General features: G+C 64.4%; 20 protein-coding genes, 1 tRNA gene and 4 pseudogenes. 6 read left to right on the top strand and 19 right to left on the bottom strand.

Annotation, left to right across the window (positions count from 1 at the left end; genetic code table 11):
- Positions 1 to 6 precede the first annotated feature (6 nt).
- Entirely contained in the window at positions 7 to 789 is a 783-nt protein-coding gene (locus A5724_RS11865) for a sulfite exporter TauE/SafE family protein (protein ID WP_067801150.1), read from the top strand.
- Here A5724_RS11865 and A5724_RS11860 read toward each other — a convergent pair.
- Complete coding sequence (locus tag A5724_RS11860; RefSeq protein ID WP_197518620.1) at positions 786 to 2273, bottom strand: cryptochrome/photolyase family protein; 1488 nt, start codon at positions 2271 to 2273, stop codon at positions 786 to 788. The two genes, A5724_RS11865 and A5724_RS11860, sit on opposite strands and share 4 nt — an antisense overlap.
- Before the next feature lie 90 nt (positions 2274 to 2363).
- Between A5724_RS11860 and A5724_RS11855 the strand changes: the two genes are divergently transcribed.
- Positions 2364 to 2437 (top strand) — tRNA-Pro (locus tag A5724_RS11855).
- Between the two features lie 75 nt (positions 2438 to 2512).
- On the opposite strand, the gene A5724_RS11850 is transcribed toward A5724_RS11855, so the two are convergent.
- From A5724_RS11850 to A5724_RS11815, 7 genes are all read right to left on the bottom strand, one after another.
- The gene (locus A5724_RS11850; protein WP_067801144.1) at positions 2513 to 2923 is read right to left on the bottom strand and encodes a DUF732 domain-containing protein; all 411 of its coding nucleotides are present in this window, start codon (positions 2921 to 2923) and stop codon (positions 2513 to 2515) included.
- Positions 2924 to 3218: 295 nt separating this feature from the next.
- Positions 3219 to 3473, bottom strand: coding sequence for a hypothetical protein (locus A5724_RS11845; RefSeq protein WP_067801142.1), 255 nt, complete (start codon positions 3471 to 3473; stop codon positions 3219 to 3221).
- A gap of 39 nt (positions 3474 to 3512) precedes the next feature.
- Positions 3513 to 3689 carry a CsbD family protein gene (locus A5724_RS11840; RefSeq protein WP_067801140.1) on the bottom strand — a complete coding sequence of 59 codons (177 nt, stop codon included), beginning with the start codon at positions 3687 to 3689 and terminating at the stop codon, positions 3513 to 3515.
- Between the two features lie 981 nt (positions 3690 to 4670).
- Positions 4671 to 5627, bottom strand: a complete 957-nt coding sequence (locus A5724_RS11835; RefSeq protein WP_197518619.1) for an alkaline phosphatase family protein — start codon at positions 5625 to 5627, stop codon at positions 4671 to 4673.
- 665 nt (positions 5628 to 6292) lie between these two features.
- Positions 6293 to 7717: a wax ester/triacylglycerol synthase family O-acyltransferase gene (locus tag A5724_RS11825; protein WP_067801133.1), complete on the bottom strand. Its 1425-nt coding sequence runs from the start codon at positions 7715 to 7717 to the stop codon at positions 6293 to 6295.
- 36 nt (positions 7718 to 7753) lie between these two features.
- The gene (locus tag A5724_RS11820; RefSeq protein ID WP_369830624.1) at positions 7754 to 8542 is read right to left on the bottom strand and encodes an alpha/beta fold hydrolase; all 789 of its coding nucleotides are present in this window, start codon (positions 8540 to 8542) and stop codon (positions 7754 to 7756) included.
- A gap of 559 nt (positions 8543 to 9101) precedes the next feature.
- Positions 9102 to 10928 carry a glycoside hydrolase family 15 protein gene (locus A5724_RS11815; RefSeq protein WP_067801130.1) on the bottom strand — a complete coding sequence of 609 codons (1827 nt, stop codon included), beginning with the start codon at positions 10926 to 10928 and terminating at the stop codon, positions 9102 to 9104.
- A 354-nt stretch (positions 10929 to 11282) separates the two neighbouring features.
- Here A5724_RS11815 and A5724_RS34515 point away from each other — a divergent pair.
- From A5724_RS34515 to A5724_RS34170, 3 genes and pseudogenes are all read left to right on the top strand, one after another.
- Positions 11283 to 11960: pseudogene (locus tag A5724_RS34515) on the top strand (6-phosphofructokinase); the annotation flags it as partial.
- A 91-nt stretch (positions 11961 to 12051) separates the two neighbouring features.
- Positions 12052 to 12138 (top strand): annotated as a pseudogene (locus tag A5724_RS35130) (hypothetical protein); the annotation flags it as partial.
- A 147-nt stretch (positions 12139 to 12285) separates the two neighbouring features.
- On the top strand, positions 12286 to 13473 hold the full coding sequence (locus A5724_RS34170; protein WP_232004799.1) for a 6-phosphofructokinase: 1188 nt from the start codon (positions 12286 to 12288) through the stop codon (positions 13471 to 13473).
- Between the two features lie 202 nt (positions 13474 to 13675).
- On the opposite strand, the gene A5724_RS11805 is transcribed toward A5724_RS34170, so the two are convergent.
- From A5724_RS11805 to A5724_RS11770, 9 genes and pseudogenes are all read right to left on the bottom strand, one after another.
- The gene (locus A5724_RS11805; RefSeq protein ID WP_067801128.1) at positions 13676 to 14815 is read right to left on the bottom strand and encodes an acyltransferase; all 1140 of its coding nucleotides are present in this window, start codon (positions 14813 to 14815) and stop codon (positions 13676 to 13678) included.
- 4 nt (positions 14816 to 14819) lie between these two features.
- A complete protein-coding gene (locus A5724_RS11800; RefSeq protein WP_067801126.1) occupies positions 14820 to 15782 on the bottom strand; it encodes an L-lactate dehydrogenase in 963 nt (320 codons plus the stop codon).
- Between the two features lie 210 nt (positions 15783 to 15992).
- Positions 15993 to 17822 (bottom strand): SLC13 family permease, encoded by a 1830-nt coding sequence (locus A5724_RS11795; RefSeq protein ID WP_067801124.1) that lies wholly within the window; start codon positions 17820 to 17822, stop codon positions 15993 to 15995.
- 43 nt (positions 17823 to 17865) lie between these two features.
- A complete protein-coding gene (locus A5724_RS11790; protein WP_304528351.1) occupies positions 17866 to 19248 on the bottom strand; it encodes a neutral zinc metallopeptidase in 1383 nt (460 codons plus the stop codon).
- Between the two features lie 353 nt (positions 19249 to 19601).
- Complete coding sequence (locus tag A5724_RS11785; protein WP_255397236.1) at positions 19602 to 20600, bottom strand: NAD(P)H-dependent glycerol-3-phosphate dehydrogenase; 999 nt, start codon at positions 20598 to 20600, stop codon at positions 19602 to 19604.
- Between the two features lie 165 nt (positions 20601 to 20765).
- Positions 20766 to 21002 (bottom strand): hypothetical protein, encoded by a 237-nt coding sequence (locus tag A5724_RS11780; RefSeq protein ID WP_156752235.1) that lies wholly within the window; start codon positions 21000 to 21002, stop codon positions 20766 to 20768.
- 157 nt (positions 21003 to 21159) lie between these two features.
- A pseudogene (locus A5724_RS35125) lies at positions 21160 to 21465 on the bottom strand (DUF742 domain-containing protein); the annotation flags it as partial.
- A 66-nt stretch (positions 21466 to 21531) separates the two neighbouring features.
- A pseudogene (locus A5724_RS35120) lies at positions 21532 to 22056 on the bottom strand (peroxiredoxin); the annotation flags it as partial.
- A gap of 49 nt (positions 22057 to 22105) precedes the next feature.
- On the bottom strand, positions 22106 to 22447 hold the full coding sequence (locus A5724_RS11770; RefSeq protein ID WP_232004793.1) for a hypothetical protein: 342 nt from the start codon (positions 22445 to 22447) through the stop codon (positions 22106 to 22108).
- Positions 22448 to 22682: 235 nt separating this feature from the next.
- Here A5724_RS11770 and A5724_RS34500 point away from each other — a divergent pair, with 235 nt between their 5' ends.
- Positions 22683 to 22865 carry a hypothetical protein gene (locus A5724_RS34500; RefSeq protein ID WP_232004792.1) on the top strand — a complete coding sequence of 61 codons (183 nt, stop codon included), beginning with the start codon at positions 22683 to 22685 and terminating at the stop codon, positions 22863 to 22865.
- Positions 22866 to 22991: 126 nt separating this feature from the next.
- Here the strand turns inward: A5724_RS34500 and A5724_RS11760 are convergent, their stop codons facing one another.
- Entirely contained in the window at positions 22992 to 23807 is an 816-nt protein-coding gene (locus tag A5724_RS11760) for a lytic transglycosylase domain-containing protein (RefSeq protein WP_232004791.1), read from the bottom strand.
- A 128-nt stretch (positions 23808 to 23935) separates the two neighbouring features.
- Positions 23936 to 24586, bottom strand: coding sequence for a glycoside hydrolase (locus tag A5724_RS11755; RefSeq protein ID WP_067801276.1), 651 nt, complete (start codon positions 24584 to 24586; stop codon positions 23936 to 23938).
- Positions 24587 to 24634 lie beyond the last annotated feature (48 nt).

Raw genomic sequence — 24634 nt, 5'->3', positions numbered from 1 at the left:
GGGCAAATGCCCATCTCGCACATGATCCTGATCGCCCTGGCGGGCGTCGGGGCGGGAGCGATCAACGCGATCGTCGGTTCGGGCACGTTGATCACCTTTCCGACCCTGGTAGCGCTCGGCTATCCGCCGGTGACCGCGACGATGTCGAATGCCGTCGGCCTGGTGGCCGGTGGCGTATCGGGCACCTGGGGCTATCGCCGCGAACTTCGCGGGCAATGGCACCGGCTGCGCTGGCAGATCCCGGCGTCGTTGGTCGGCGCGCTGTTGGGCTCGTGGCTGCTGCTGCATCTTCCGGAGAAGGTGTTCGAACGTGTCGTGCCGGTCTTGTTGGTGCTCGCCCTCGGACTAGTGGTCATCGGGCCGAAGATCCAGGAGTGGGCACGGCGGCGGTCCGAGCTATCGGGACAGTCTCCAGAACACGTAAGCCGAGGGCGGATGGCGGCACTGGTGTTCGGCACGTTCGCGATTGGGATCTACGGTGGATACTTCACGGCGGCGCAGGGCATCATGCTGATCGCGGCGATGAGTGCGCTGCTGCCCGAGGACATGCAGCGGATGAACGCCGCAAAGAATCTGCTGTCACTGTTGGTGAACATCGTGGCCGCGGTGGCATACATCGTCGTCGCCTTCGGTCGAATCAGTTGGCTGGCAGCGGGATTGATCGCGGCGGGCTCACTGCTCGGCGGTTTCCTCGGTGCGCATTACGGGCGACGGCTGTCGCCTGCGGCGCTGCGCACCGCGATCGTGATGGTCGGTGCGATCGGCCTCTATCGCCTGGTCAGCATTTAGTACTTGCGCCGCGACGCCTCTTGTTCCAGGACCGCTTCGAGGTCGGGCAGTCGTTCCATCGATGACACGGCGCGCTGGGTGCGGTTGTTGCGGGCAAGACGGTCCTTGTGGCGGTGCACGAAGGCCCAGTAGCCAGCGGTGAATGGGCAGGCGTCGTCGCCGAGGCGCTTCTTCGGGTCGAAGGCGCAATCGCCGCAGTGGTCGCTCATCTTGTTGATGTACGCGCCGCCGGCGGCGTACGGCTTGGTGGCGAGTTTGCCGCCGTCCGCGTGTTGGCTCATCCCGATGACGTTGGTGGGCATGACCCACCGGAAGCCGTCGACGTAGGCGGTGGCGAACCACTCGGCGAGGTCGTTGGGGCGGTAGCCGCGCTGCAGCGCGTGGTTGCCCAGCACCATCAGGCGCTGGATGTGGTGGGTCCAGCCGCGGTCACGAACGCCCATCAAGGCATGCCGGAGACATTCGGCGGTGACGGCGTCGGCGTCGAGTTCGGCCCACCACTGCGGCAGCTTGGTTCGTGCCTGCAGTTCGTTGTAGCGGAGGTAGTCCGGGCCGAAATGCCAGTACAGATGCCACATGTACTCGCGCCAGCCGAGGATCTGGCGGATGAACCCTTCGACTGCGGCGAGCGGGGCCTTGTGCTGGCGGTAGGCGTTCTCGGCGGCGTGCACGGCGTCGAGGGGATGCAGCACACCCAGGTTCAGCGGTACGGACAGCAGTGAATGTGACATCGCCCAGTCCTGCCCCATGATGGCGTCCTCGTATTGGCCGAAGTATGGCAGGCGATGGTCGATGAATCGGGTGAGCGCGCGGCGCGCCTCAGCGGGGGTAACGGCGAACAGCCGTGGCCCGTCGACGCCGACGGTGTCGAGGTCCATGCGGTCGAGGTCATGGCGGACCTGTTCGTCGATGTCGTCCTCACGGGGTCGATAGGGTCCCGGAACACCAAGTGTGGGTTGCTTCCTTGGCGGCGGCTCGCGATTGGCCGCATCGTAATTCCATTGGCCACCAACAGGTTCCGAGGCATCCATCAGCACGCCGAAGCGGCGGCGTTGGTCGCGGTAGAAGTCTTCCATCCGGAAGCGGGTGCGGGTGCCTGCCCAATCCGCGAACTCGGCGCGTGGCAGAGCGAAGGTCGGGGTGGGCAGAACGTCGGCGACGAGTCCGCGGTCTGCAAGGCGGTGAACGAACTTGTCGGCGGCATGTGAGGTGGGCTGATGCACCAGGACCGGTCGCCCGAAGCGTTCGATCGCATCGGTGTAGGTATCGGTCTGGATAAGAGTGGCGCGATCGCCGAGGTCGCGGGCGGCGTGCCGCAGCGCGGACAGCACGAGGTGCAGTTTCTGGCGGTGGTAGCGGCGCCGCCGCAGGGCCGAGGTCGCCTCGATCAGGAGAATCTCGCGGTTGACGTGTTCGCCGCCGTGGACCGCGGGGCCGAGTTGATCGGCGAACAGCCACAACGGGGTGGTATCGCTACTGCTCACGACGTGGAGGTACCCACTCGTGGCGGTTGGGATTGTGACGTCTCGCTGCGGTAGGCTTTCGACCTGCCGCCGGCGATCCTGGCGGCGCCACGGGCTGTGGCGCAGTTTGGTAGCGCACTTGACTGGGGGTCAAGTGGTCGCAGGTTCAAATCCTGTCAGCCCGACAGTGGAAAACCCGGTCTGAACAGTATCGGAGCGGGTTTTGTCGTTTCCGCGGCAGTCCGGCCAGCGGGCACTGCTCATCGCAGCACACCTTGAGCTGCCGCCCCACAGGGGAAGCCAGCGGCGCTGTCCGCCCAGTGCTGAACCACAGGGATCAGGGAGGGTCGGTAGGCGACGACTGCGGCGCCGATGATCACGCCCATGTCGTGCTGGGAAAACCGCTCCTCGCCGGTGCTGACTATGGAGGCGACACTGGCGTCGCCCTGCGGAGAGGCGCTCAGTTCGTCTATGAGGTCATGAGCGAAACCGACCATCGCCTGAGGATTGGGGTGAGACACCCCGTTCTCGTCGAGCAACCCCAGATAGGTCGCGTCGCCTTGGGAGTCAGGAATAGCTGAGGCCAGCGCTGATGCACCGACCATCAGGCCCAGTATCGCCATCAGTAACGCTGCCGCCTGTATCGGGACTTTCATCTGGATCTCCTTCACCCTCGCGACGTCACCTGGCGGACAACCCCCGCATACAGCTGGGCCTGAAAGTTGTTGACCTGGAGGATGATTCTGAACTACAGGATCTGGTTTTGTCGGTGCAGAACCACACGGCCAAGCCCACATAGAACAGACGGGCGCCCCCCGGCGGACCCGGGCAGTCGCCAGCCCAAACCGCCCGCAGCGTCGACAGAACCAGACGAAGAACCGCTAACATATCGGCGGTTCTGTCATGGCGCGTGGAACGGCACAGTTTGCATATTTGTACGGACCCGTCAGGTCGCCTTGGGGGTACCTATTCCGGTGGGACGGATGAAATCGACGATATAGACGCTCCGCTTCCGGACGCGTAGTCATACGCCGCCTCGATCTCCGCCTGGGCGGATGCGTTCTCGTCCGCCAGCCTTGTGCTGACTTCAGTTGAAACGACCATCGAATACGCCTCCGCAAGGTGAAGCAACTCTAAGTCGCTCGCCTTTCGCGCCTGTTCTCGTATCGCTGTGAGCAATTCTTCGGCGGCTTGGTCGGCTAGCTCTTTGAGGTCAGCCATTTCTCCCCTGTCGGGCTGGTTGCCGCGGAACGCGGCTGCTTAATCGCCTTTCAAGGCGTCTTTGACCTTTTCGCCAGCGTCCTTCAGGCTCGATTTTGACTGGTCGACCTTCCCCTCGTTCTGGGTGTCCTTGTCGCCTGTCAACTTGCCGAGGCCCTCTTTAGCTTTGCCGCCTAGGTCCTCGATTTTGTTGCTGGCTTTGTCCTCGGCGCCCATGCTCGGCCTCCTTCGGTTCGTGGTGGCTTATGGCCCGGAGTGGGGCTGTGCGGTGGATACCTCTGGGGTGCTCATTCCAAACTGCACCGCGGCCTAGACACCCAACCGTGTCCGCCACCCTCGGCAGAGTTAATCGGCGGCGGGGGCGTGCAATCGACAGTGCTCGATTGCACCTGCTGTTTCACCTCGTCCAGCTTGTTATCCGACTCTCGAAGGGCCTTCCGTGAGCGCGGTTAGTCCTTCGGCCAGGAGCTTGATCGTCGGGTTCTCGGTGGTCCTGGCGACTTCGCGGAACTTATTAGCGGCGGTCGAGGGGCCCGGGGCGCTGCATTGCTCATGCCTGGGACGCAAGGGCACCGACTACCCGATCGTGGATGTTTTCTGATGCAACACAGGTTAGAGACGCGCGAGAAGTGGTTAGTACCAACTATTGACGCATGAGAAAATATGCCTCCCGGGCCCCTTTCCGGTCAGGCGCTCACGGGTCGGGCGCCTAGGGGGCCCCGTCAGGCGCCTAACCCCCACGCGCCTGACGGGGCGGGACGGCGTTCGGCGGGCCAGGCTCGCTGCTGAACTTCCAGGGTCACCCCGGCGAACACCTCACGCCGACCCAAGACGTGACCAACCTCAGCGTCGACGCTCTTGAACGCATTCCTCGTATGGATCGCCGCTAAACGGGATTCGACCCGCGACCAAGGGAGCGCGGGTGGGGGCCGATCCCCTGGAAACGACGTGCGCTTGTCCTTATCCGGCTCCCACTACGGACTGAATACGTACGTCGGCGCCAACATGCCGGGCGATCTTCTCGAGCCTCCGGCGATCAACTGCGCGGCGAGCTGACGCGCTTCGCCCGGGGACGAATTGACGAAGCGGAGGCCGCGAGCGCACTGACGCCACCCGAGCAGCCGGACGAGCCGATGACCGGTGTTCGCGCGCGGTGGGACGGGTTTCACCACCCCACCGCTGCGCGATATGTCGGGATCAGATGCTGAACGCGTTGCGCATGCTGGCCGCCTTTGTCGCTTCGCCGAGCGGCGGAAGGCCGAGCATGTCTTCGGTCGTGCGAAGCAGCGAGTAATGCGTGAAGGCGTCGCTTGCTTTCGTGCCCGGGACCACCGTCGGGGCGATCACCTCGGTGAGGACCTGGTTGCTTCCGGCGCCTCCCTCGTCCCAGGTCAGGACAATGGCGGTGTTACCCGACTGGTATTCGGTGCTGTTGATCAGCTGCGGGATCAGGGTAGACACGTACTTGTCTCCGGTCTGCAGCTCACCAGGCACGCCGGTGCCGGCGCAGTTGTCGTGCATGTCGTCGCACAGGTCCGGGGTGATGAAGGTGAACTTTCCGCTGAGGTCCGGTGTGGAGGCTGTGTTGTCAAACGGGATGTCCTTCTGCTGGCACAACGTCGAGAAGTTCTTCTCGACGTAGTACGCCGCCGGGTTGTGCTTAGGCGCGTACTTGCCGTCGGTGTGCTGCCCGCAGTTGGTCTTCATCGACTCGTTGAGTGCCCGCCAATCGCCGCCGAGTTGGGAGAAGATGCTATCGACGTTGAGCGGGTGTGCCGGCGGGTCCGCATCGTCGGTGACTCCCTGGGGGGAACCAGATGTCATGGCGATGTAGTTGGGCAGGCTGGGATTGGTGATCGCGTTGTAGTTTGTTGCCTCTCCGCATAACCCGGCGAGCTTGTTGATGTAAGGAGCATCGGCAGAACCATTCACCTGCGCAAAGCTCTTGTTCTCCATCACGATCCACACCACATGCTCGTACTTGGTGTTGGCGGCTTTCTGAGCGACGCCGCAGGGCTTATCAGGGGTCGGCCGACTACTCGGGGTGTCCCCGTTCGCGACACCCGGCATGACAGCCAGTGCACTCATCGCAGCCGCGGCTGCAACTACAGCCATCCGTGCCACGCGGCGGTGGCGAACATGAGATGCGTTCATTTTCAATTCCTTTCGAGGGGGGAGCCGGATGCTTCCTCGAATCCGACCTCTGCAGTCTTGAAATGTTGCTTGTCCCAGTCGTTTCCAGCGGCTGGACATCAGCTGTCACTTGACTTAACAACAGCCTCGCCTCTCACCTCAGTATCTTTTGTCCCTTTTGCCACAGGCATGCTCAACTGTCGACAGCCGAGGTCGGCCCGCTCGCAGTCCGAATGCCTGGGTTGCGAGGCGGGCGTGGCGACGCGCGCGACCGCCGATCCTCGGGGAGCGTCACAATGGAGCCCGATGAGACTGGCGGTAACACCAAATACCGGTCGCCCAGTGCTGGGTGTTTGGCCGGTGGTTAGGCGCTGAGATCGCGGACTCGGCATATTGCTGGGGTCAAGTGGTCGCAGGTTCTTATCCTGTCAGCCCGACGCGAAAAATTGGGTGCTGAACTGCAACGATTCGCACCGCGAGGCAAAATTAGCCGGGACATCGGGGACCAAGATAGACGCCGTGAAGGCCGCCGTCCGCTGTCGCACCTGTCCGCCGCCGGCGACCCATCCGATGTGGCTGGCGGGCGTGTCCCGCGCCATCCGTTGCAGTGGTTGGCGGCTGAGCAGCTCAAGACGAGCCGGAGAGACATTGACCATCACCACGCGGCCCTGAAAGGCGTGACGAAGTCAGCGGGCTTGCGGCATAACGTCGGGAATTTCTGTTGTTTGGGTAAAGCCCGCTGCGTCGCGCAACTCGGTGAACGCGGCCAGAAGGGCGTCGGTTACCTCGTGGGTGTCGCGGAATGTGCTGTCATCGGCGAGCACCGAAACGTTCAACTGGTCGACATAGCTCCATACCGTCACATTCAACGCAGCGCCGGCGGCAAGAGGCCCCACGGAATAAATTTCGGTCACGACTGCACCGGCGATTCTGCCCCGTTCCCGGGGCCCAGGAACATTCGAGACGATCACGTTGAACAGTTGGTTGGGCGCCTCCCGTCGGGACATCCACCGGAACACCGTGCGCGTGACTACTGCCGGGATAAATTCCAACCATTGACCTACCAGAGTCGGACCGAGCAGCTGATGATCTTCTTTCGCGATATGCGCCGAAGTCCGGATCAATCGGAGTCGCTCCATCGGATCGTGCGTCTGCACGGGCAGCGACACCAACATCGTGGCCAGCGCGTTGCCGCTTATCCGGTCCGGCGAAACGTCTGTGGCGACGGGCACCGAGCCGATGAGCGCACGGTCGGGGGACTCGCCATAGCTCAACACCAGTCGACGCAGGGCGCCGGTGACGATCGCCAGCACGGCATCGTTGATGGTCGCGTCGATCTTCTTGGCAATGGCCTTGACGTCGGCAAGGGGAAGCGCGGCACTGGCGAAAGTCCTTCCCGGCGATAGTTTGTGGTTGAGGAATGTGAGCGGCGGATTGAACCGGGTAGCTAGGTCAGGATTTTGATGGCGTCGCAGCGCGCGCCTCTGCAGCCGGTACACGCCGACCACTGCATGTCCGATTGCAGACGGAAACTTGCCGATCCGAATCGCGTAGTCGCGCATCGCGAATTTGACCAGTTCCGTAGTCGTCGGCGCGGGATCCCATGTGAGGGGCTGGCACTCGGGTGGTCGGGAGCCCGGCCACTCCATTGCACGCGCCATGAGGTTAGCCGAAGCCACACCGTCGGCCAGGACGTGATGAACTTTCCCGATCACCGCGATCTTGTCGCCCGCCATACCTTGGGCAAAATACAGCTGCCACAACGGATATCGGCGATCCAGCGGCGTGCCGGCGATATGGCCGATCAGCGCGTCGAGTTCTCGACGGCCACCCGGCGGCGGCACGCGGACCGGCCGCAGATGGTAACCGAGGTCAACGTCGACATGCTCCCGCCACACCGGACGATGCAGCCGCCAGGGCATTTCGACGAGCTGGAAGCGCAGGGGATCCAGGACCGGCAGGCGGCTGTGGAACACCTCACGGAACGCCTCGAACGTCGGCTCGCCCTCGAATCGTGCGGTGTCGACGACCGCCACCTTCAGGGTGTGCTGGTGGACGTTGTGCGTCTCACTGGACAGCAGGAGCAGATCCCACCCACTGAGTCGTTTCACTGGCCACTCCTCCCAGTGACAGTCGGGGCGCCTTGATTACTCGGCCGCTCGTTTCAGCCGGTGCGACGGCGGCAGCCGTAGGTGTACCGATTCGATGGCCCGTCGCAGAGCCGGGACGAACGCGGCCGGTTGTAAGGTGCATCCGGCGTGGCCGGCGTTCACCGCCACCATCTCGGCTTCCGGTATCCGATCGGCCAGCCACTTCTGCCGCTGGACTCCGAGGGCCCGGTCCTGCATGGTCACCACCACCGCTGTCGGTACGTCGATGTCTCCGACCCACGTCGTCGAATCGAACCGAACAACTTCAGCGATAGCGCGAGCAATGCCTCCCGGCGAAGTGGCGCAAAGCTGATTGAGGACCCATTGATGGTCGGGCAAGTATCCGTTCATCACCGGCCGGGCGGGCTCGCAGCGGCGCGGCGGGGGGCTAAGGGTCTCGATGAGTGCTGCGAACACCCCAGTGGCGAGGCGCTCGTATGGGGCGCGGCTGACTGCCGCCACGGCAGCACTCAGCACGAGTCCGTCGATCCGCTCGCGATGGCGCTTCCACACCAATTGGGCGATCAACGACCCCATGGAGTAGCCGACCGGTACGAAGCTCGGAATGTCCAGGACGTCGGCCAATGCGGCGACATCGTCGGCGCAGTCTTCCAACAGCATCCGTGGCGGCGAGATGCCTTGGCCGTGGCATCGCTGATCAAAGACCACCACCCGGCCGAACTCGCGGACCATCCCCAGTGCGGGATACCACGTCATCAGTCCAGTGCAGGCGAGCGAGTGTAAGAGCACGTAGGTCGGCCCGTCACAAGGTCCCGAGTCGAACACATGGGTACTTCCCCGCCCGGGAAGGTCGACGACCGCTCCGCGGGGAACTTGCCCGACCGGCGCCAACGCGGGCACCTTCGGTAACCGTGGCAGCGGAAGGCGCGGGAGGCGCCAGAACCTATCGATTCGGCTATTAGAACAGGTTCAAAACATGTACGCGGGCGAACCCCCGCGAACACAATGCCCCGAAGGCACTCGAGAGCGACAGCACCGCCACGCTCACGACACGAAAAATCGGGCGGGTTCATACCTGACCCGGAGCATCATGACGATGTGGCTACACACACGCGCAAAGCGTTGGCTGACCCAATGGGGAACGTCGCCAGGCAAGTTGAAGACTATCTGTGCGCTTCTTATCCACAGTCCAAGAACATCGTCGTGACATCGTGGTCCCCAACCGTACCCGAGGAGTGGGACACCGAAGCGTGGCCACCCATGAAGTGGTACGACGTCACCTTCACCGCAGACGACTAGCGTCACCCATGCTGCGACCCGCAGGAGCGCGATGATCGCAGCGATGAATTCCACTGCGGGACAGCGCAATTCGATCTGATTGCGCTCACGTTCGTGCGGATTTGGCCCGCGAAAGCATGACACCGCTGGAGACGACGCCGATGTGGCTGAAGGCCTGCGGGAAATTGCCGATGAGTTCGCCGGTCGTCGGGTTGATCTGCTCGGACAGTAGCCCGAGCGGACTGGCCCGACCACACAGCGAGACATACAACTCTTCCGCTTCGTCCAGGCGACCCTGGCCGATCAGGTTGTCGACCAGCCAGAAACTGCATAGCAAGAAGGCACCTTCATCGCCCGCCAATCCGTCGGGCGATTCGTCGTGCCGGTAGCGATACAGCAGTCCGTCGCCGGCGGACAGTCGCTCGGCGATCGCGGAGGTCGTCGCGATCATCCGCGGATGGTCTGCGGCGACCACCTCACGTAGCGGAAGCGCCAACAGGCTGGCATCCACGCTGTCGCCGCCGTCGAGATGCTCACACAAGGTCTTGGCATCTTCGTTCCAAGCCCGGGTCAGGATCGTGTTCCTCAGCTTGTCGGCCGCCGAGCGCCACCGCGCAGCGGGCGCGGGTTCACCGAGTCGCTCGCCGATGGCGGCGGCCCGCGACAGCGCGACCTGGCACATGGCGGCCGAGTACGTGAAGATGCGGCCCTCACTACGAATCTCCCAGATTCCCTGGTCGGGTTGTTTCCACGCCTGGTCAGCAGCATCAGCCAGGGCACCCAGGGCGGACCACAACGCGGGCTCGAGTTGCCCGCCGGCCTTGACCCACTGATCCGCGCAGTCCAACACCTCGCCGTAGATGTCGTGTTGACGTTGATCGGCGGCGCCGTTGCCCCACCGCACCGGGGCGGAGCCGCGGAATCCGTCGAGTTCGGAGTCATGCGTCTCATCAGGTACCAGGCCACCCTCGAGCGTGTACATGATCCGCGGCTGACGGCTGCGTTCGAAGGCATCGAGGACCCAGCCCAGGAAGGCGTCGGCTTCCTGGATGAAGCCGACCCGGCGCATAGCGAACACGGCGAAGGCCGCGTCGCGGATCCACGTGTAGCGGTAATCCCAGTTCCGCACACCACCGACCGGCGCTGGCAACGATGACGTCGGCGCTGCCACCAGAGAACCGTTGGCCCAGTGGTCGCACAGTTTCAGGGTGATCGCGGCCCGGCGCACCATCGCGGGCTCTGGACCGTCGTAGTCGAATTGCCTCATCCACCGGCGCCACGCGGCCGCCGTCTCGCGAAGTCTGGCGTCGGCGTCAAGTGGGTGATGGCGATGGAATCGGCCCCACGAGAGCACCAACTGGAGGCGGTCGCCTTGCTCGAGGTCATACGTCGCCTGCAGACCAGTGACCGGACGGTTGGATCGAAGGTGCAGCCGAAGTCCCGGATGTCGGGCCGCCTCGACCACCAGACCGTTGAACGCGGCCCGCGTCCGTGCGCCACCCCGCGGCTGCAGGCTCATCCGAACCTTGACACTGCCGGCCAGCACCACCGCCGAGCGAACGAGTTCCGCTCGCGCCGAGGCCGCGTCATCGTTGAGATCCGCACCGGAACGCAACGCCAGCGCATCGGTGAGCCGCACGACGCCTGTGCCGCCGCGCAGTTCTGTGACGAGAACACCTGTATCGGGTTCGTAGTGCTGCCGCGCTTCCTGCAGACCCTCCAGGGTCAGCGTGAAGTCGCCGCCCCTTTGGTGATCCAGAAGCCCGCAGAACAGCGGGTCGGAGTCGAAGTCCGGCACACACATCCACGGGATACTGCCGTCCAACCCCACCAGCGCCGCCGTCGCGCCGTCGCCGATGAGGCCCAGATCCTCGAGTGGGAGATACCCGGAGTGGCGCCGGATTGGCCGGAAGCGGGGATCAACGTCAAGCATCTTCGCAAGCTCAGAACGCGTTGAGTCGCTTCACAATGTCCACGATCGTGTCCGCCGCCTCGAACGTTCGTGATGAGTCCGCACAATTGCGTCATGAGTGTGCGCCGTATGCCGACTGCACATATCCGTGACGACAATTGCTTCCATCGGTGTCATCCTCTCTGATGCGCAGGGGTTCGAGTGCGCATCCGGATAAATCCTGAGCATACGTCGCAGGCCCCGGTCAAAGTCCGTTCTCGATCTGACGAAAAACCCTCGGCGCTGATGTCGGCAGCCATGCGAAAGTTATTCGGACGCCAATAGTCCTGCGGTATCGAGGGTTGTTCATTCGCGAACGGCACGGAGGCCACCGATATGTCTGAAGCCCGCTTCGCAACATCGAATGTTGGTGTTCTGACCAGCGGAGGCGACGCCCCGGGCATGAATGCGGCCGTGCGTGCAGTCGCGCGCACCGCGGCCCGTCACGGCGTAGAAGTGTATGCGGTCCGGGACGGATTCCATGGTCTCGTCTCTGGCGGTGATCTGATCCAGCGGCTGGAACCACGTGATGTCGACGGGATTCTGCATCAGGGTGGTACCGCTATTGGGACCGCCCGGTCGAAGGAGTTCAGAACCCGCGAGGGCCGCCGAGCGGCCGCCCACAACATGGTCGAGCGGGGCATGGATGCGCTCGTGGTGATCGGTGGTGACGGCAGTCTGACTGGTGCCAACCTGTTTCGTCAGGAATGGGCCGGGTTGCTCGCCGAACTGGTGGACATCGGGAACATTTCGTCGGACGTCGCGCACAAGCACCCGGTTCTGCGTCTCGTTGGTCTGGTCGGGTCGATCGACAACGATATGTCGGGCACCGACATGACCATCGGCGCCGATACAGCACTGCACCGAATCGTCGAAGCGCTAGACGCCCTCGACAGCACCGCGGCCAGCCATCAGCGCACGTTCGTCGTGGAAGTGATGGGGCGACGGTGCGGCTATCTGGCTCTGATGTCCTCGCTGGCCACCGCGGCTAGCTGGGTGCTGATCCCGGAACAGCCACCGGCCGAGGACTGGCAGCAGCAGCTGTGTAGGGACATCAAAGCGGACCGGGAAATCGGTCGGCGCCCACCCCCGCCACGGCAAGCCGATCACCGCCGAACACGTCAGACGACTGCTGGAAGAGCAACTCGGCGAGGACACCAGGATCACCGTCCTAGGTCATGTGCAACGTGGCGGCGCGCCAAGCGCTTTCGACCGAAACCTCGCCACGATGCTTGGCCGGGTCGCCGTCGAACGGCTACTCACCGACGACCCTGACGCGCCTTCGCAACTGATCGGATTGCGGGCGAACCGCGTGATCGCCTCACCACTGATGGAATGTGTGGCGCAGACGCAGGCTGTTGCCGAACGTATCGAAGCGCAGGACTACGACGAAGCAATGCGCTTGCGGGGCGGCACCTTCCGTGAGTCGTACCGAATTCTGCAGACCATGCAACAGGCCGCGCCGCGGCCCAACCCTGCTGGGCGGCGACAATATCGGGTCGCGATCGTGCACGGCGGCGGACCGGCGCCGGGAATGAACGCCGCCGTGCGCGCCGCCGTGCGGCTCGGCCTGGACCGGGGCTACACCGTGGTCGGGATCAACAACGGATTCCGCGGCCTTCGCGACGGCGACATCCGGGAGCTGGGGTGGATGGATGTGAGCAGCTGGGCATCTCACGGGGGCGCCGAGCTCGGCACCAACCGCTACGCGCCCGACGCCGCCGCGATCGCCCAGATTGCCGAACAGATCACCGCCCACCGGATCGACGGGCTGCTGATGGCCGGGGGATGGGCGGGCTACCGGGCCGCCCACGAGGTGCATCGGTATAGGCAGCAATACTCGGCCCTCGACATCCCGATCGTCTGCATGCCGATGACGATCAACAACGACGTACCCGCAACCGAATTGAGCATCGGCAGTGACACCGCACTCAACAGCATCGTCGCCGATGTCGACAAGATCAGGCAATCCGCAGTCTCCACACGCCGCGTTTTCGTCGTCGAAGTGATGGGCCATGACTGTGGTTACCTTGCACTGCTCAGCGGGCTTGCCACCGCGGCCGATCGAATTTATCTGCCAGAGGAAGGCATCACGCTCGACGACCTCGGCGAAGACGTCCAGGCCCTGACAGAGGGTTTTCGTGTCGGGAAAAGGCTGGGCCTGATCGTTCGCAGCGAAGGTGCCGACCGCGTCTACACCACAGAATTTCTCACGTCGCTGTTTGAGAAAGAGGGCGGCGAGTTGTTCGACGCCCGGCAGGCAATCCTCGGTCACATACAGGAGGGCGGTGACCCGTCACCATTCGATCGGATACATGCCACAAGCTTGACCGCCCACTGCATCGAGTTCTTCTCGGAGCAATTCGATTCCGGCGGCCGAGCCGGCGCGATGATCGGATTGCGATCCGGCCAACCCCAATTCACCGATCTCACGTCTTACCCAACCCTCCTCGAACACGAAGTCCAGCGGCCCATTGCCCAGCAATGGATGGACCAACGGGACCTCGCGCTCGTCATGCGTAGCTGAAGTCCGTCGGAAATTCGCCTCTGGGCAGCCGGAGATGCGTGGGCTGGCGCGCTGGCGCATTCTCGTTCCGTCGCCGAAGTCCTTGCGGCATTGGTCGCAGCGGCAGGCACCTTGCTGTTCACGGTCAACGGTTTCGCCCCCGACGGGCGTTTCCCGCTACTTGGCACGCTGCTTTTCGCCGGCGGTGCGGTTCTGGTTGCCCTCACTCCCCACGTAACCGGTGCAGCCCTCGGCGAACGATGAGGCGACTGCCGGCCAGCGCCGCCAGGATGCCGGCGAGTAGCACGCCGGGACCGATTATCCACACAGGGCGGGTGAGCCACCAGGCCGCGGTTGGCTCGCTGGACAAGGTGAAACCGGCCTGCTCGTAAAGCCATAGGAACGCCACGAGCGCCGTCATGTGCCAAGTGAACACGGGCAACGTCACGCCGTTTGCGGCCACCACCGCCCGCCACGGACCGCGCCTCTGCAGCCAGGCGTTGAGCCGCGGCCGGGCGAGCATCACCAGGCCGAGTTGGAAGGTGGCGAGCGCCGCGATGGGCGCGGTGGTCGGGAACATGTTGCTGGTGTCCTCGCCCTGCACGGCGACCATCGAGCGCGAGTAGGGACCGAAGGTGGTCAGCAGGACCAGTCCCATGAACCCGGCCGCCGCGACGATTGCGGCCATCGTCCGGCCGCCCGCGGGAAGCGTGCCGTCCCGCCAGAAGTAGCCGAGTTGGTGGCAGAACAACCACACGCACGCCGAACCGGCCAGCCCTAGCACCGGCTCGCCCCACCCCAGCCCGAGCCGCAGCGCGTCAGCGCTGAGGATGGCGGCGGCCAGGACCGCCAAAACCCCCCAGCCCCAGGCCCGATGAAGACGGGCGGTGACCGGAACCGCGGCAACCACCCCGGCGTAAACGCCGATGAACCACAGCGGTACGAACACCACGATGCCCCACTCGAGCACGCTGCGCCGACCGGTGGCCTGCAGGATGAGGTCGAAGGCCAACCAGATCGCGAGGAACGGCAGAAGCGGTGTCAGCAGCCGCCGCATCCGCGCCCCGAGGAACCTGGCGGCGCCCGCCCCGTCGCGCCTGACCGCCTCCCAGCCCGCGAGGTTGGCGTAACCGCCGACGAAGAAGAACACGGGCATCACCTGCAGCACCCACGTCAACGCCCACTTGCCGGGCACGTAGCCGATCGGGTTGGGCATGACGAGCGAGTAGTCGCCGTCCCAGTGGGTGATCGACAACGACCAATGCCAGACGACAACGACACAGATGCTCGCCGCCCGCAGGAAGTCGACGACGCGATCACGCGTCGCCGGTGTGGCGTCGACCAGCGCGTCGAGGTCGGGCATGGAGCTAGAGGCCCAGCGATTCCTGTGCCTGCTTCAGGGTCGCCGCGGACGCCTGCAGCCCCAGCAGTTCAGAAGCAGACAGCGGCACCTCGAGTACCTGACCGGCGCCCGCGGCCGTGACCACAGTCGGCAGGGAGAGGCACACATCGCTGATCTCGTAAGCACCGCGCTGCACCGTTGACACCGGCATAACCCGGTGCTGGTCCCGCAGAATCGCTTCAACGATCCGTGCAGTCGACAACCCGATGGCCAGGTTGGTCGCGCCCTTGCCTGCGATGATCTCGTATGCGGCGCTGACGACATTCGCCGAAATTTCGTTGCGGGTGGTTTCGTCGAAAACCTGAGCGCCACCGATGCGGAACTGCTCGGCAGGCACCCCGCCGATCGACACACTCGACCACAGCGAGATCTGCGAGTCGCCGTGCTCGCCGACGATGAAGCCGTGCACGTTGGCGACGGCCAGATCGGCGCGCTCAGCGATGAGATAGCGAAACCTGCTGGAATCCAACACAGTCCCGGATCCCAAGATCCTTCCGTGGTCAGCGTCCACCGAACCCGCGGCGGCGTATGTCACGACGTCTACCGGGTTGGTGACGAAGACGATGATCGCGTCGGGCGACTGTTCGAGCAGCTGCGACGTCAACGATTGCGCCATCGCCACATTGCTTGTCGCCAGATCCAAACGGCTTTGACCCTCGTCCTGTTTCGCGCCCGCCGTGACGATGACGACCGCCGAGCCGGCCGTGATGCCGACGTCGTCGGAACCGCTGACCGGGCAGTGCGGCACAAATTGGCTGCCGTGGTTGAGATCGAGCAACTCGGCGCGCAGCTTCTTGGCGTTGATGTCGTAGAGGGCGAGGGATCCCGCGGATCCCCGGATCAGGCAGGCATAGGCGATGGCGGTGCCGACGCTGCCCATACCGACGATGCTGACCTTGTTCGATAATTCCGTCGATGACACAGGCATTGCTTCATAGTCGACGATGCGGCGTCTCGCGGCATGGGTTGCAGGGAAAATGTCAAAGAAAGTTGTCGTTGTCGGCGGTAGCGTCAGCGGGCAGACTGTGCGCCAAGCGTCCGCGATACCCGATCGAGCTTCGAGCAACCGTGTGAAACATGGCCGGCGGCAACCAGTTCCGTCAGTGCTCGATTCTTTTTTCCTGGGCCGCCCGTGTTACTAGCGCAACGGCCAGCAAATCGGGATCACCACCATCGCGACAGCAAACCATGCCACCATCGTGACGGCACCCAGCCGCCAGTAGTCTCCGAAGCGGTAGCCACCGGGATTCAAGACGATCATATTGGCGGGTGTGGCAATCGGAGTGAGCAACGATGCCGCCCCCGCCACCGCCACCAGCATCAGCACCGCCTGCACCGAGATATCACTTTCCGTTGCGGCCGCCATGGCGATCGGGATAACCACCAGCACCGTGGCGACATTCGAGATGAATTGTCCGAGTAGTGCGGTGAGCACGAACAGCACGATGAGTAGCAGATACGGGCCGCGGTCCCGTACGAGATCAACGATCGGACCGGCAATCTCGTCGGCTGCACCGCTGGTTTGGATCGCGGTGGACAACGGGATCAGCGCGCCGATGAGGATGATCGTCTGCCACGGGATCGCGCGATACGCTTGTTCTGTCCGCACCACGCGCAGCAGGACCATCGCCAGGGCGGCCGACAAGCCTGCCACCGCCGGCGGCACGATCCCCGCCGCAAGCAATCCGATCAGTACCGCAAGCACAGCCAGCGCGCGCAGCGCCGAATGGTCCAGCGCAACCGTCTGGCGCCGCACGTCTTCAGCCGAGTCGACGATGAGCATGCCGGAGGCGGCCAATCGGTCGATCGCAGACCATGGGCCGTGGACGAGGATGGTGTCGCCCTGCGAAAACTCGACGACACGTGCGCCGACGTCGGCGTTCATTCGGTGCACCGACAGAACGGTGAGACCGTCCCACGAGAGTCCGGGAAACACCTTCTTGCTCAACCAATCCGACCTCGGCGGGATCATCAACTCAGCCAATCCGGCATCACGGCTCACGAGGTCGTCGTGCGACCCGGTGGTCACACCGTCGACCCAGCAACCCGTGCGATCGGCGAATTCGGCGATGACGGTCGCGTCGCCCTCGACAATGATCCTGTCGCCTGGCTCTAGCCGATGCTGATCGTCGGTGACCCGGTCCCCGCGTGTTTGCGTTGCCACCAAAGCCAATTCGCGCCCTGACGATCTTTGTGCACCCGAATCGCCGTCATGTCCGGCAATCAGGTCGCGCACCGGCACACTGATCGCGGTTGACTGCTCGCCAACGGTCAATCGAAACAATCGGCGGTCCAGACCCCAATGTTGAACGATGCGAGGCAGGTAGTCACTGAAGTCGGTCGGAAGTTTCGTCGACACCCGCTCCGGTAGAAGTCGGCGCCCGAACAGCGCAGCCACCGCGATGGTCACCACGACCAGTGGCAGCCCGACGAGCGCGAACTCGAAATAGCCGAATCCGGTACCGCCATTCTCGCGCGAGGCCTCGTCGACGATGACATTCACCGGACTGCCGCCGAGAGTGAGTAGCGCGCCCGCGCTGCACCCGAATGCCAGTGGAATCAGGACCCGCGACGGCAGGATTCGTGCGCGTCGGGCCACCGCCACCGTCACCGGAACCAGCGCTGCAGCGGCGCCGTTGACCGTGATCACCGCGCTGATCACTGCGCCGATTGCCAATACCGTGACCAACACCCGGACGTAAGCCCGTCCGGCGATTCGGGCTAGTGTCGCACTCACCCAGGCGGTGACACCCGATGCCTCCAAGCCCTCGCTCACCACGAAAAGTGAGGCGATGAACACGATCACCGCGTCGCCGAATCCCTTGAACAGCGTTCCCGCATCGACGAGACCGGTGAAGTACAGCATCAGCGCGGTACCAACCGCGACCGCCTCCACCGGAATTCGGTTCCAGACGAACAACGCTACGGCAGCCCCGACTATCACCAAGCTCAGTGTTGCTGCGGACATCGTCTCATCGTGTCACCTATGCTGATTGGCGTCTGGGCAAGAATCAGTGGAAGCGGTTCAAGCACTTGTCCTTGTCGCTCAGCACCCCGGTACGGAACGCGTCGATGCGGGCGAATCCGGCGGGCGCCGACGTTCCGTTGACGTCGCTGGCCGCCAAGCCATTCGTGAGCAGTCCTGCCACGGCTTCGTCGAGGTCTCCTGCGGTCAACGCGACAGTGTTGCCGTCGGGCGTGCGTACCTGTTGTGCAAGCTTTCTCGTGGCGGCCCCGGTGAGACATGCCGTTCGCAAACCCGTCTCCGCACTGTCCAACGGCAGACCGAGCCCATCCTGCAGCGCCAGCATGTAGCGCGATATCAACACGGAGTATGCGGTGTTGTCACCGGTCAGGCCTATCGGACCTGCACCGGCGGCACCGAGTTTCTTCAGGGCGGCGAGGTCCACCGCAATGGTGTCGGTTGCCGGACAGAAGGAGACGGGCGGTGTCGGCCGGGCATCGGGGCACCTGGCCGCCTCGGCCGCATCGAGGGTGAGCTTCGGTTGTCTTTCTGGCTCAAACAGGATGTTCATCGCTGCGACAACGGCCTTCACGGACTCCTGCGAAACCGGCCAGTTGCCGGTCTCGTTGCGCTGTAGCTGCACGGGCAGATCGCCGCGTCGCTGCCGTACCTCGTCGAGGTCGATCGTCTTACACGTCCCCGGCCCGTCGGTGAATCCGAATTGGAACGCCGACACTCGCTCGAACGCTGACCCGTGTTCACCGCCGCGCGAAACTGCCCCGTTGCTTCTGATCACTGGATCCCGGAAAGAGATCACGCTGGCGAGGAGGGCGTTGAGCCCATTGCCGGTGGACAGCGTGAACCGGCGTGAGTCCCCTGTGGCCACCCAACGCATATAGGACCCAGCGAAGCAGTCGGCCTGTTGCTCGGCCACCAACGTCGGTGTGTCCGGCCGGTTCAGCTGGGCCTGGTGCTGCACGGAGTGGCCATACTCGTGGGCCAACACCATGGCGACAGCCATGTCGCCGTACGACTTTCGCAGCGATGGCAGCAGCACGCCACGATCCCAACCGATCGACTTGTCCATCGGACAAAATGCGGCATTGACCAGTCCCGAAGTGGTCTGTCCGCAGAACGACGGTGTGTGGGCGCGACTGTTCGCGTCCCACGACACGAGTCGGCGGGCCGGGGTGAACCCCCTTCCGAACACATCGTGAAAGGCGCCCTTCCAATAATCCTCGGTATCGCTGACGGCCTGTACGGCAAGCACATCGATCTGTCCGCCGTCGGTGTAGGTCACCGTCCGTGACGGCTTGGGCGCGCCCGTCCTCAACCCCGACGGCCCATCCGTTACCGGCATGCCCGCCACTTTGAAGGGGTCGGCGAGTTCGGGAGAAGATGTCCCACACGCCGTCGTGAGGGCCAGCATTGCGGCCATTGTCACGGCGATGAATCGGCGACGCCGAGTCCGGGGACGAACACCGTCGGTGCGGATCGTTGACCCACCAGGACCCATAACGTCTGAGCGGAGACTGTTTTGGTTCCGATCGTTGGCGCTCTTGGCGGCGATGGCTGCGGCGTGATGCACGATGTGGCCGATTATCGCATCCGGCGAGTTCATTGGTGTGCCGATCAGCGTGGAGTTCGGCTACCCGACCCGGATCATCGACGATGCCGACGACCTTGTCCTCGACCACGTCGTCGAGGTCGGGAAGCCGACTGAGGCAACGCAATTCGTCCACGGCCCATTCGGCAGTGGGGCCTCCTGTCGGTGTCCGGCTGTCATTCGGACCCGGTGCCGCGGCCAAGCAGCAACGCAATCGCGTCGTGCACCGGCAATCCATGGTGGCATACCCTGCTCACCTTTTCGGTCATCGGCATATCCACGTCATAACTCTGCGCGAGCGCGAGAACGGACTGACATGACTCGACGCCCTCGGCCACGCGGCCCTCGGCAGCCTGCATCGCCGATTGCATCGAGTCGCCCTGGCCAAGCCGCTCGCCGAACGATCGGCTGCGGGATTGCGACGACATGCAGGTGGCCACGAGATCGCCGAGACCGGCGAGGCCGGCGAGGGTAGCGGGCTGAGCTCCCACCGCGACGCCGAGCCGCATGATTTCGGCGAGGCCGCGGGTGATGATCGCCGCAGCCGTGTTGTCCGCGAGCCCGACGCCTGCGGCCATCCCGCAGGCGATGGCGATCACGTTCTTGCAAGCCCCGCCGATCTCCACTCCGATGACATCGGAATTCGTGTAGGGCCGGAAGTAACCCACGGTAAGTGCACGCTGCAAGCTCACCGCCCGCCCCGAGTCGCTGCACGCAATGACGGTGGCCGAGGGCTGCTTTTGGGCGACCTCGCTGGCGAGGTTCGGGCCGGACAGCACGGCAACCCTGGACGAATCAATTCCGGTGACTTGAACGATCACCTGGCTCATACGCAACAAGGTGCCGATCTCGATGCCCTTGGAAAGGTTGACCAGTGTGGCGCGATCGTCGATGAACGGCGTCCAGTTGGCCAGGTTCTCGCGCAGTTTCTGCGACGGCAGGACCAGTAACACGGTGGTCGCACCGGTTAACGCCTCGACGGGGTCCGAGGTGGCCCGAATGGCAGCCGACAACTCCATGCCGGGCGCGAACCGGGTGTTGCGGTGGGAGGCGTTGATTTCGTCGGCGACCTCGGACTCTCTTGCCCAGAGTGTCACAGAGTTCCCTGCGTCCGCGAGCACGCCGCAAATCGCGCAGCCCCAGGCGCCCGCGCCCATCACCGTCACGTCGGCCACCGATTCACCCTAGCCGCGCCAATTTGCCCACTTGGCAAAGTTCGGCCTGTTGCCAGGGGACGCCGCTGTTCCCGCGGTCTTGTTCAGCCCGTTATGGTTTCGGCAGGCCGGCCTCGATGGCCTTGACTCGCTTGATCTCGGGCCGCTGGACAGTCGCGGTAGCGATCAGCAGCTCTTGGTGAAGCCGCAGGGCACGGTCGCCTTTTCGGCGGGAGTAGCGATCGCGACGGGGGCCACGGTAGGCGGGGTGGTTGTGGTTGCGGTGTCACCGAGTGTCATTTGGCCGCTGGACACGACGGGCACGGTGTCGGGCCCTGCGGCCTTCTCTTCGCCCAGAGCGATCGCGAAGGCGCCCGTGGCTATGAGCGCGGCGCCGACAACTAGGGTTCCTCGAATCTTCACCGACTGCTGCATGGCTGTCCCTCCTGGTCTCTGTGGTGTGCCTCCGTAGCAAGTGCGCGTGTCCTGAGAGTTCCTCGCTGGACTGGGTTACAGCTGGATAGATTCTGGCAATCCACTACGAATCTGACGCGGTGGGGAATCGACGGGAGTGCCGACGTCAGAGCGCGCGTAGGCCGGCCAGGGTCCTACTGATCAGTTCGCGTCGTTCGTCGGTTGTCATGGCGCCGCCCACGGGAGCGCGCACCCGCAGATAACCCTCCGACACCAGCTCGTCGACCAAGAATCGCGTCGCACCGAGTGGTAGGGATAACCGGGCGGCGATCTCGGGCACCGTGGTGCTGTGCGCGCTCCACGTCAGGATCTGGCCGCGCACATCATGTTTCGGCCAGCGCGGAGGATGCGGTGTCGGGTTGAGCGCTTCGATCGGCGCCTCGAGTGGCAGTTCGATGCCGGAGTCGATTCGGCCCGCGGCGACCGGCTCTGCGAACCAGTCCTGCTCCCGAGTGCGCGGCGACATCTGTGGCTGGTAATTGCGTAGGAACGACAACGTCTGATCGGCGTGCATCGACGCGCGCACCTCGTTCGATACCACCTTGAGCACGGTGCGGTCGGTGTCGATCACGAAGGTGGTTCGTCGGACCGGTAGCAGCCGGGCCAGCAGGCCACGGCGTCGTGTGTGGCGGCTGTGCCGGGCCGCCTCACGCGCCAACACCGATTCTCGCAGCTTGGCGAACCGGCCTCGGCGCACACCGAACAGTTCGGACACCACGCCGTCTTCGTCTGAGAGCAGCGGGTAGTCGAAGGAGCGCTGCTGGGCGAAGTGCGCCTGTCTGTCGACGGTGTCGGTGCTGATGCCGACCCGATGAGCGCCGACAGCGGCGAATTCGCTACTCAGATCCCGAAAATGACAGGCCTGGGCGGTGCAGATCGGCGAGGACGCCAGCGGGAAGAAGAACAGCACGACCGGCCCGTCGGAAAGCAGTGCGGACAGGGTCCGCGCCCGACCGGTGTGGTCGTACAGCGTGAAATCAGGCGCCTTGTCGCCCGCAATCATCGGCAAAGACTAGCGCGGGGAGGCTTCGCGCGACGCCCGACTCGGACGATTACGGAGGCGGCGGCGCCGGAGGTACCGCGCCTCCGCAGCCGCCCGGGGGCGCTGGCTGCGGAATCGGTCCGCCCCCGACGACGCATTGCAGCCCGGGTGACAGCAACCCGTATGGATGGCCGATCATGGGCGCGCCGTACTGAATCGCATGCCAGAACGTGCCGTCGGGATAGGGCACGCCGTCGCAATAGGCCAGCGAGATCTGCGAGCCCATACCGCCGCCAGGGCAATAGCCCGCCTGCATGTTGGGCATGTGCGGGTCAGGTGTGGGCTCGGCATACGCCGGTGCCGCGGCGCACATCGCAGCCGCTATGCCTAACCCTGCGAGTAAGCGGCGCATGGTCGACTCCTTCGAGCTCATGCCCAGTGGTACGCCGCAATTGTGCGCCTCCTTCACGGCCGGCGTCCTTGATACGGCAAGCATCGGCTGGCGACGCCCTGTCAGCGATTTCTGGATTGCGGGCACGGCTTTGACGGCTGCTGGGTAGCGTCAGCGCGCCGCGTGTCATGGATATAGAGGAAACAAGGTGGGCGAACGACCGAATCGACGCATGCTCGTCGGGTGTGCCGTTTTCATGGGGATTCTGGCCCTGGTGTCGGCGCAGCAGGCCACCGCGGAGCCGCCCGCTGCGGGCAACGTCGGCACCGCCGTTCACGTCGTGATCCACAAGTCCTTCCAGCAAGTCGACGATCCCGACCAGTGCGTCGGGGCGTCGACCCTTGCGACCATTCGATCCTCGGTCCCGGAGGCGAATTGAGCCCGGCGTTCGGTCCGGTGGCGTCCGAGGCCGTAACCGATCAGCCCGGTATCGAGCAGGCGCCCCGCATCGACGTGGAGTTCGAACCTCAACCGTGAAAGCCGTTGCCGCGCAACAGCTGATCAGTCACTGCGGATGGGTCGCCAGATACTCGATGGCAGGTATCGGTTCTGTCGCTGCGTAGCCGATCGGGAGCAACACGTCACCCGCGGTCGTCGGATAATAGACCTCCCACCGGTAGTAACCCGTGAACGCCGCCGGATCAATCGCCAGCACAGCCGCATAGTCATTGACGGCCTGCACATACGCGTCGGAATTGTTGTATCGGTAGATGGCGTGGTCCCGGTCGGTGGCAAATCCATTGGCCGCCAACATCCGACCCGCCGCCATGATGCTGTCGCGCGCGGAATTGATGTCGCCGCCCGCGCCGTAGGCCGCGAACGTCGACGGTAGGAATTGCATGGGACCTTGCGCGCCTGCCGTGCTCACCCCGTTGATGCGGCCGAAGCGCGTCTCGATCAAGTTGATCGCGGCCAGATGGGCCCACCCGACGCCGGACGCCGACTCGGTCTCGCGGTAGTAGGCCAGCAACTCCTCGGCAGGTGCGGGAGCCTCGATGCGCCAGGCCGGCAGCGTGTCATCGGCGTGTGACAACGCGCCCAACTGCCGGCGCGCGTTCACATTGCGGTCGTAGACCTCGAGCATCGCCGCTGGAATTCGCGGCCGCGCAACTGCATCCCATTCCGGGTGGTGTCCGATCGCGCGGTATGCGGCCTGTTGGCGGCGCGCAGCAGCCGTCAGCGCAGCCTCCGACGCCGCAGCGTCATGCAGCGTCTGGTCGTCGGCGACAAGGTCGTCGGCGATCTGCGCCGGGTCCGCGGCCAGCCTCGGTTGTGCGCCCTCAGGCGCCACGGCCGCGACCGCCGTTGTCTCGTCCAGCATGGTCGTCCGGGTAGGCGTCGCAGGGGCTGCCGTCGGCGTCGACGCGCTCAGCGGGGAAGCCGGCGAACAACCAACGGCCACCGCCGATATCGTCGCGACGACCAGTACAACGCCGCGTCTACTCAGCCTCACGAGCGCATCGAATCGAGGAAGTACGTTTCTTTACCCGTCGGATAACCGCCGCCGTCGGTGGCGATGTGCACGTGGTCGAAGTGGTTGGCCGTTTCGTTGCCGTAGTCGGCGGTCCAACTAGGCGCAGCTTGAGCCGGGTAGAAGCCCTGCCGCCAAATCACATGCAGCACACCCCATTTCTTTGCCATCGCCAACGCATAGCCGGCGATCTGGTTGCCCAACGCGATGCCCTCGTCGGAGTGGTAGTCGGGGATCATCACGTCGATCGCCAGGCCGTTGGGATGCCACTTCAACGGGTCCTGCCGAAACCCTCCGATGGTCTTGATCTCGGGGAACATCACGGCGATGGCGCGCGCCACCCAGATGGTGTGGATCTGCAACCCGCTCTCCGGCGTGATCCCGGCGGGCAATGCGAACTGGAAACCCTGCCCGGCGACAGGTGCGCTCGCCGCCAACAACTCCGCCTCCGTCGGTGCCGCCACTTTCGGCGGGCTCGGTGGCGCAGTCTCTTGCACCGTCGGTGCTGTTGCCGCCTTCTGGGGCCGCGGTTCGCCGCTTTGGGCGTAGAACATGCCGCCGGCCAGCACGACCGACGCGCCAAGTGCCAGCCAGCGGCCGCGACCGTTGGCTAACAGATTTCCGCTCACGGCCAGCACCTTACTGCCGCAACCGGCGAAAGGTGGCTACCTTTACCG

Source organism: Mycobacterium sp. ACS1612 (assembly GCF_001667505.1).
Lineage (GTDB): Bacteria > Actinomycetota > Actinomycetes > Mycobacteriales > Mycobacteriaceae > Mycobacterium.
This window is presented reverse-complemented; position numbering and strand designations above follow the sequence as displayed.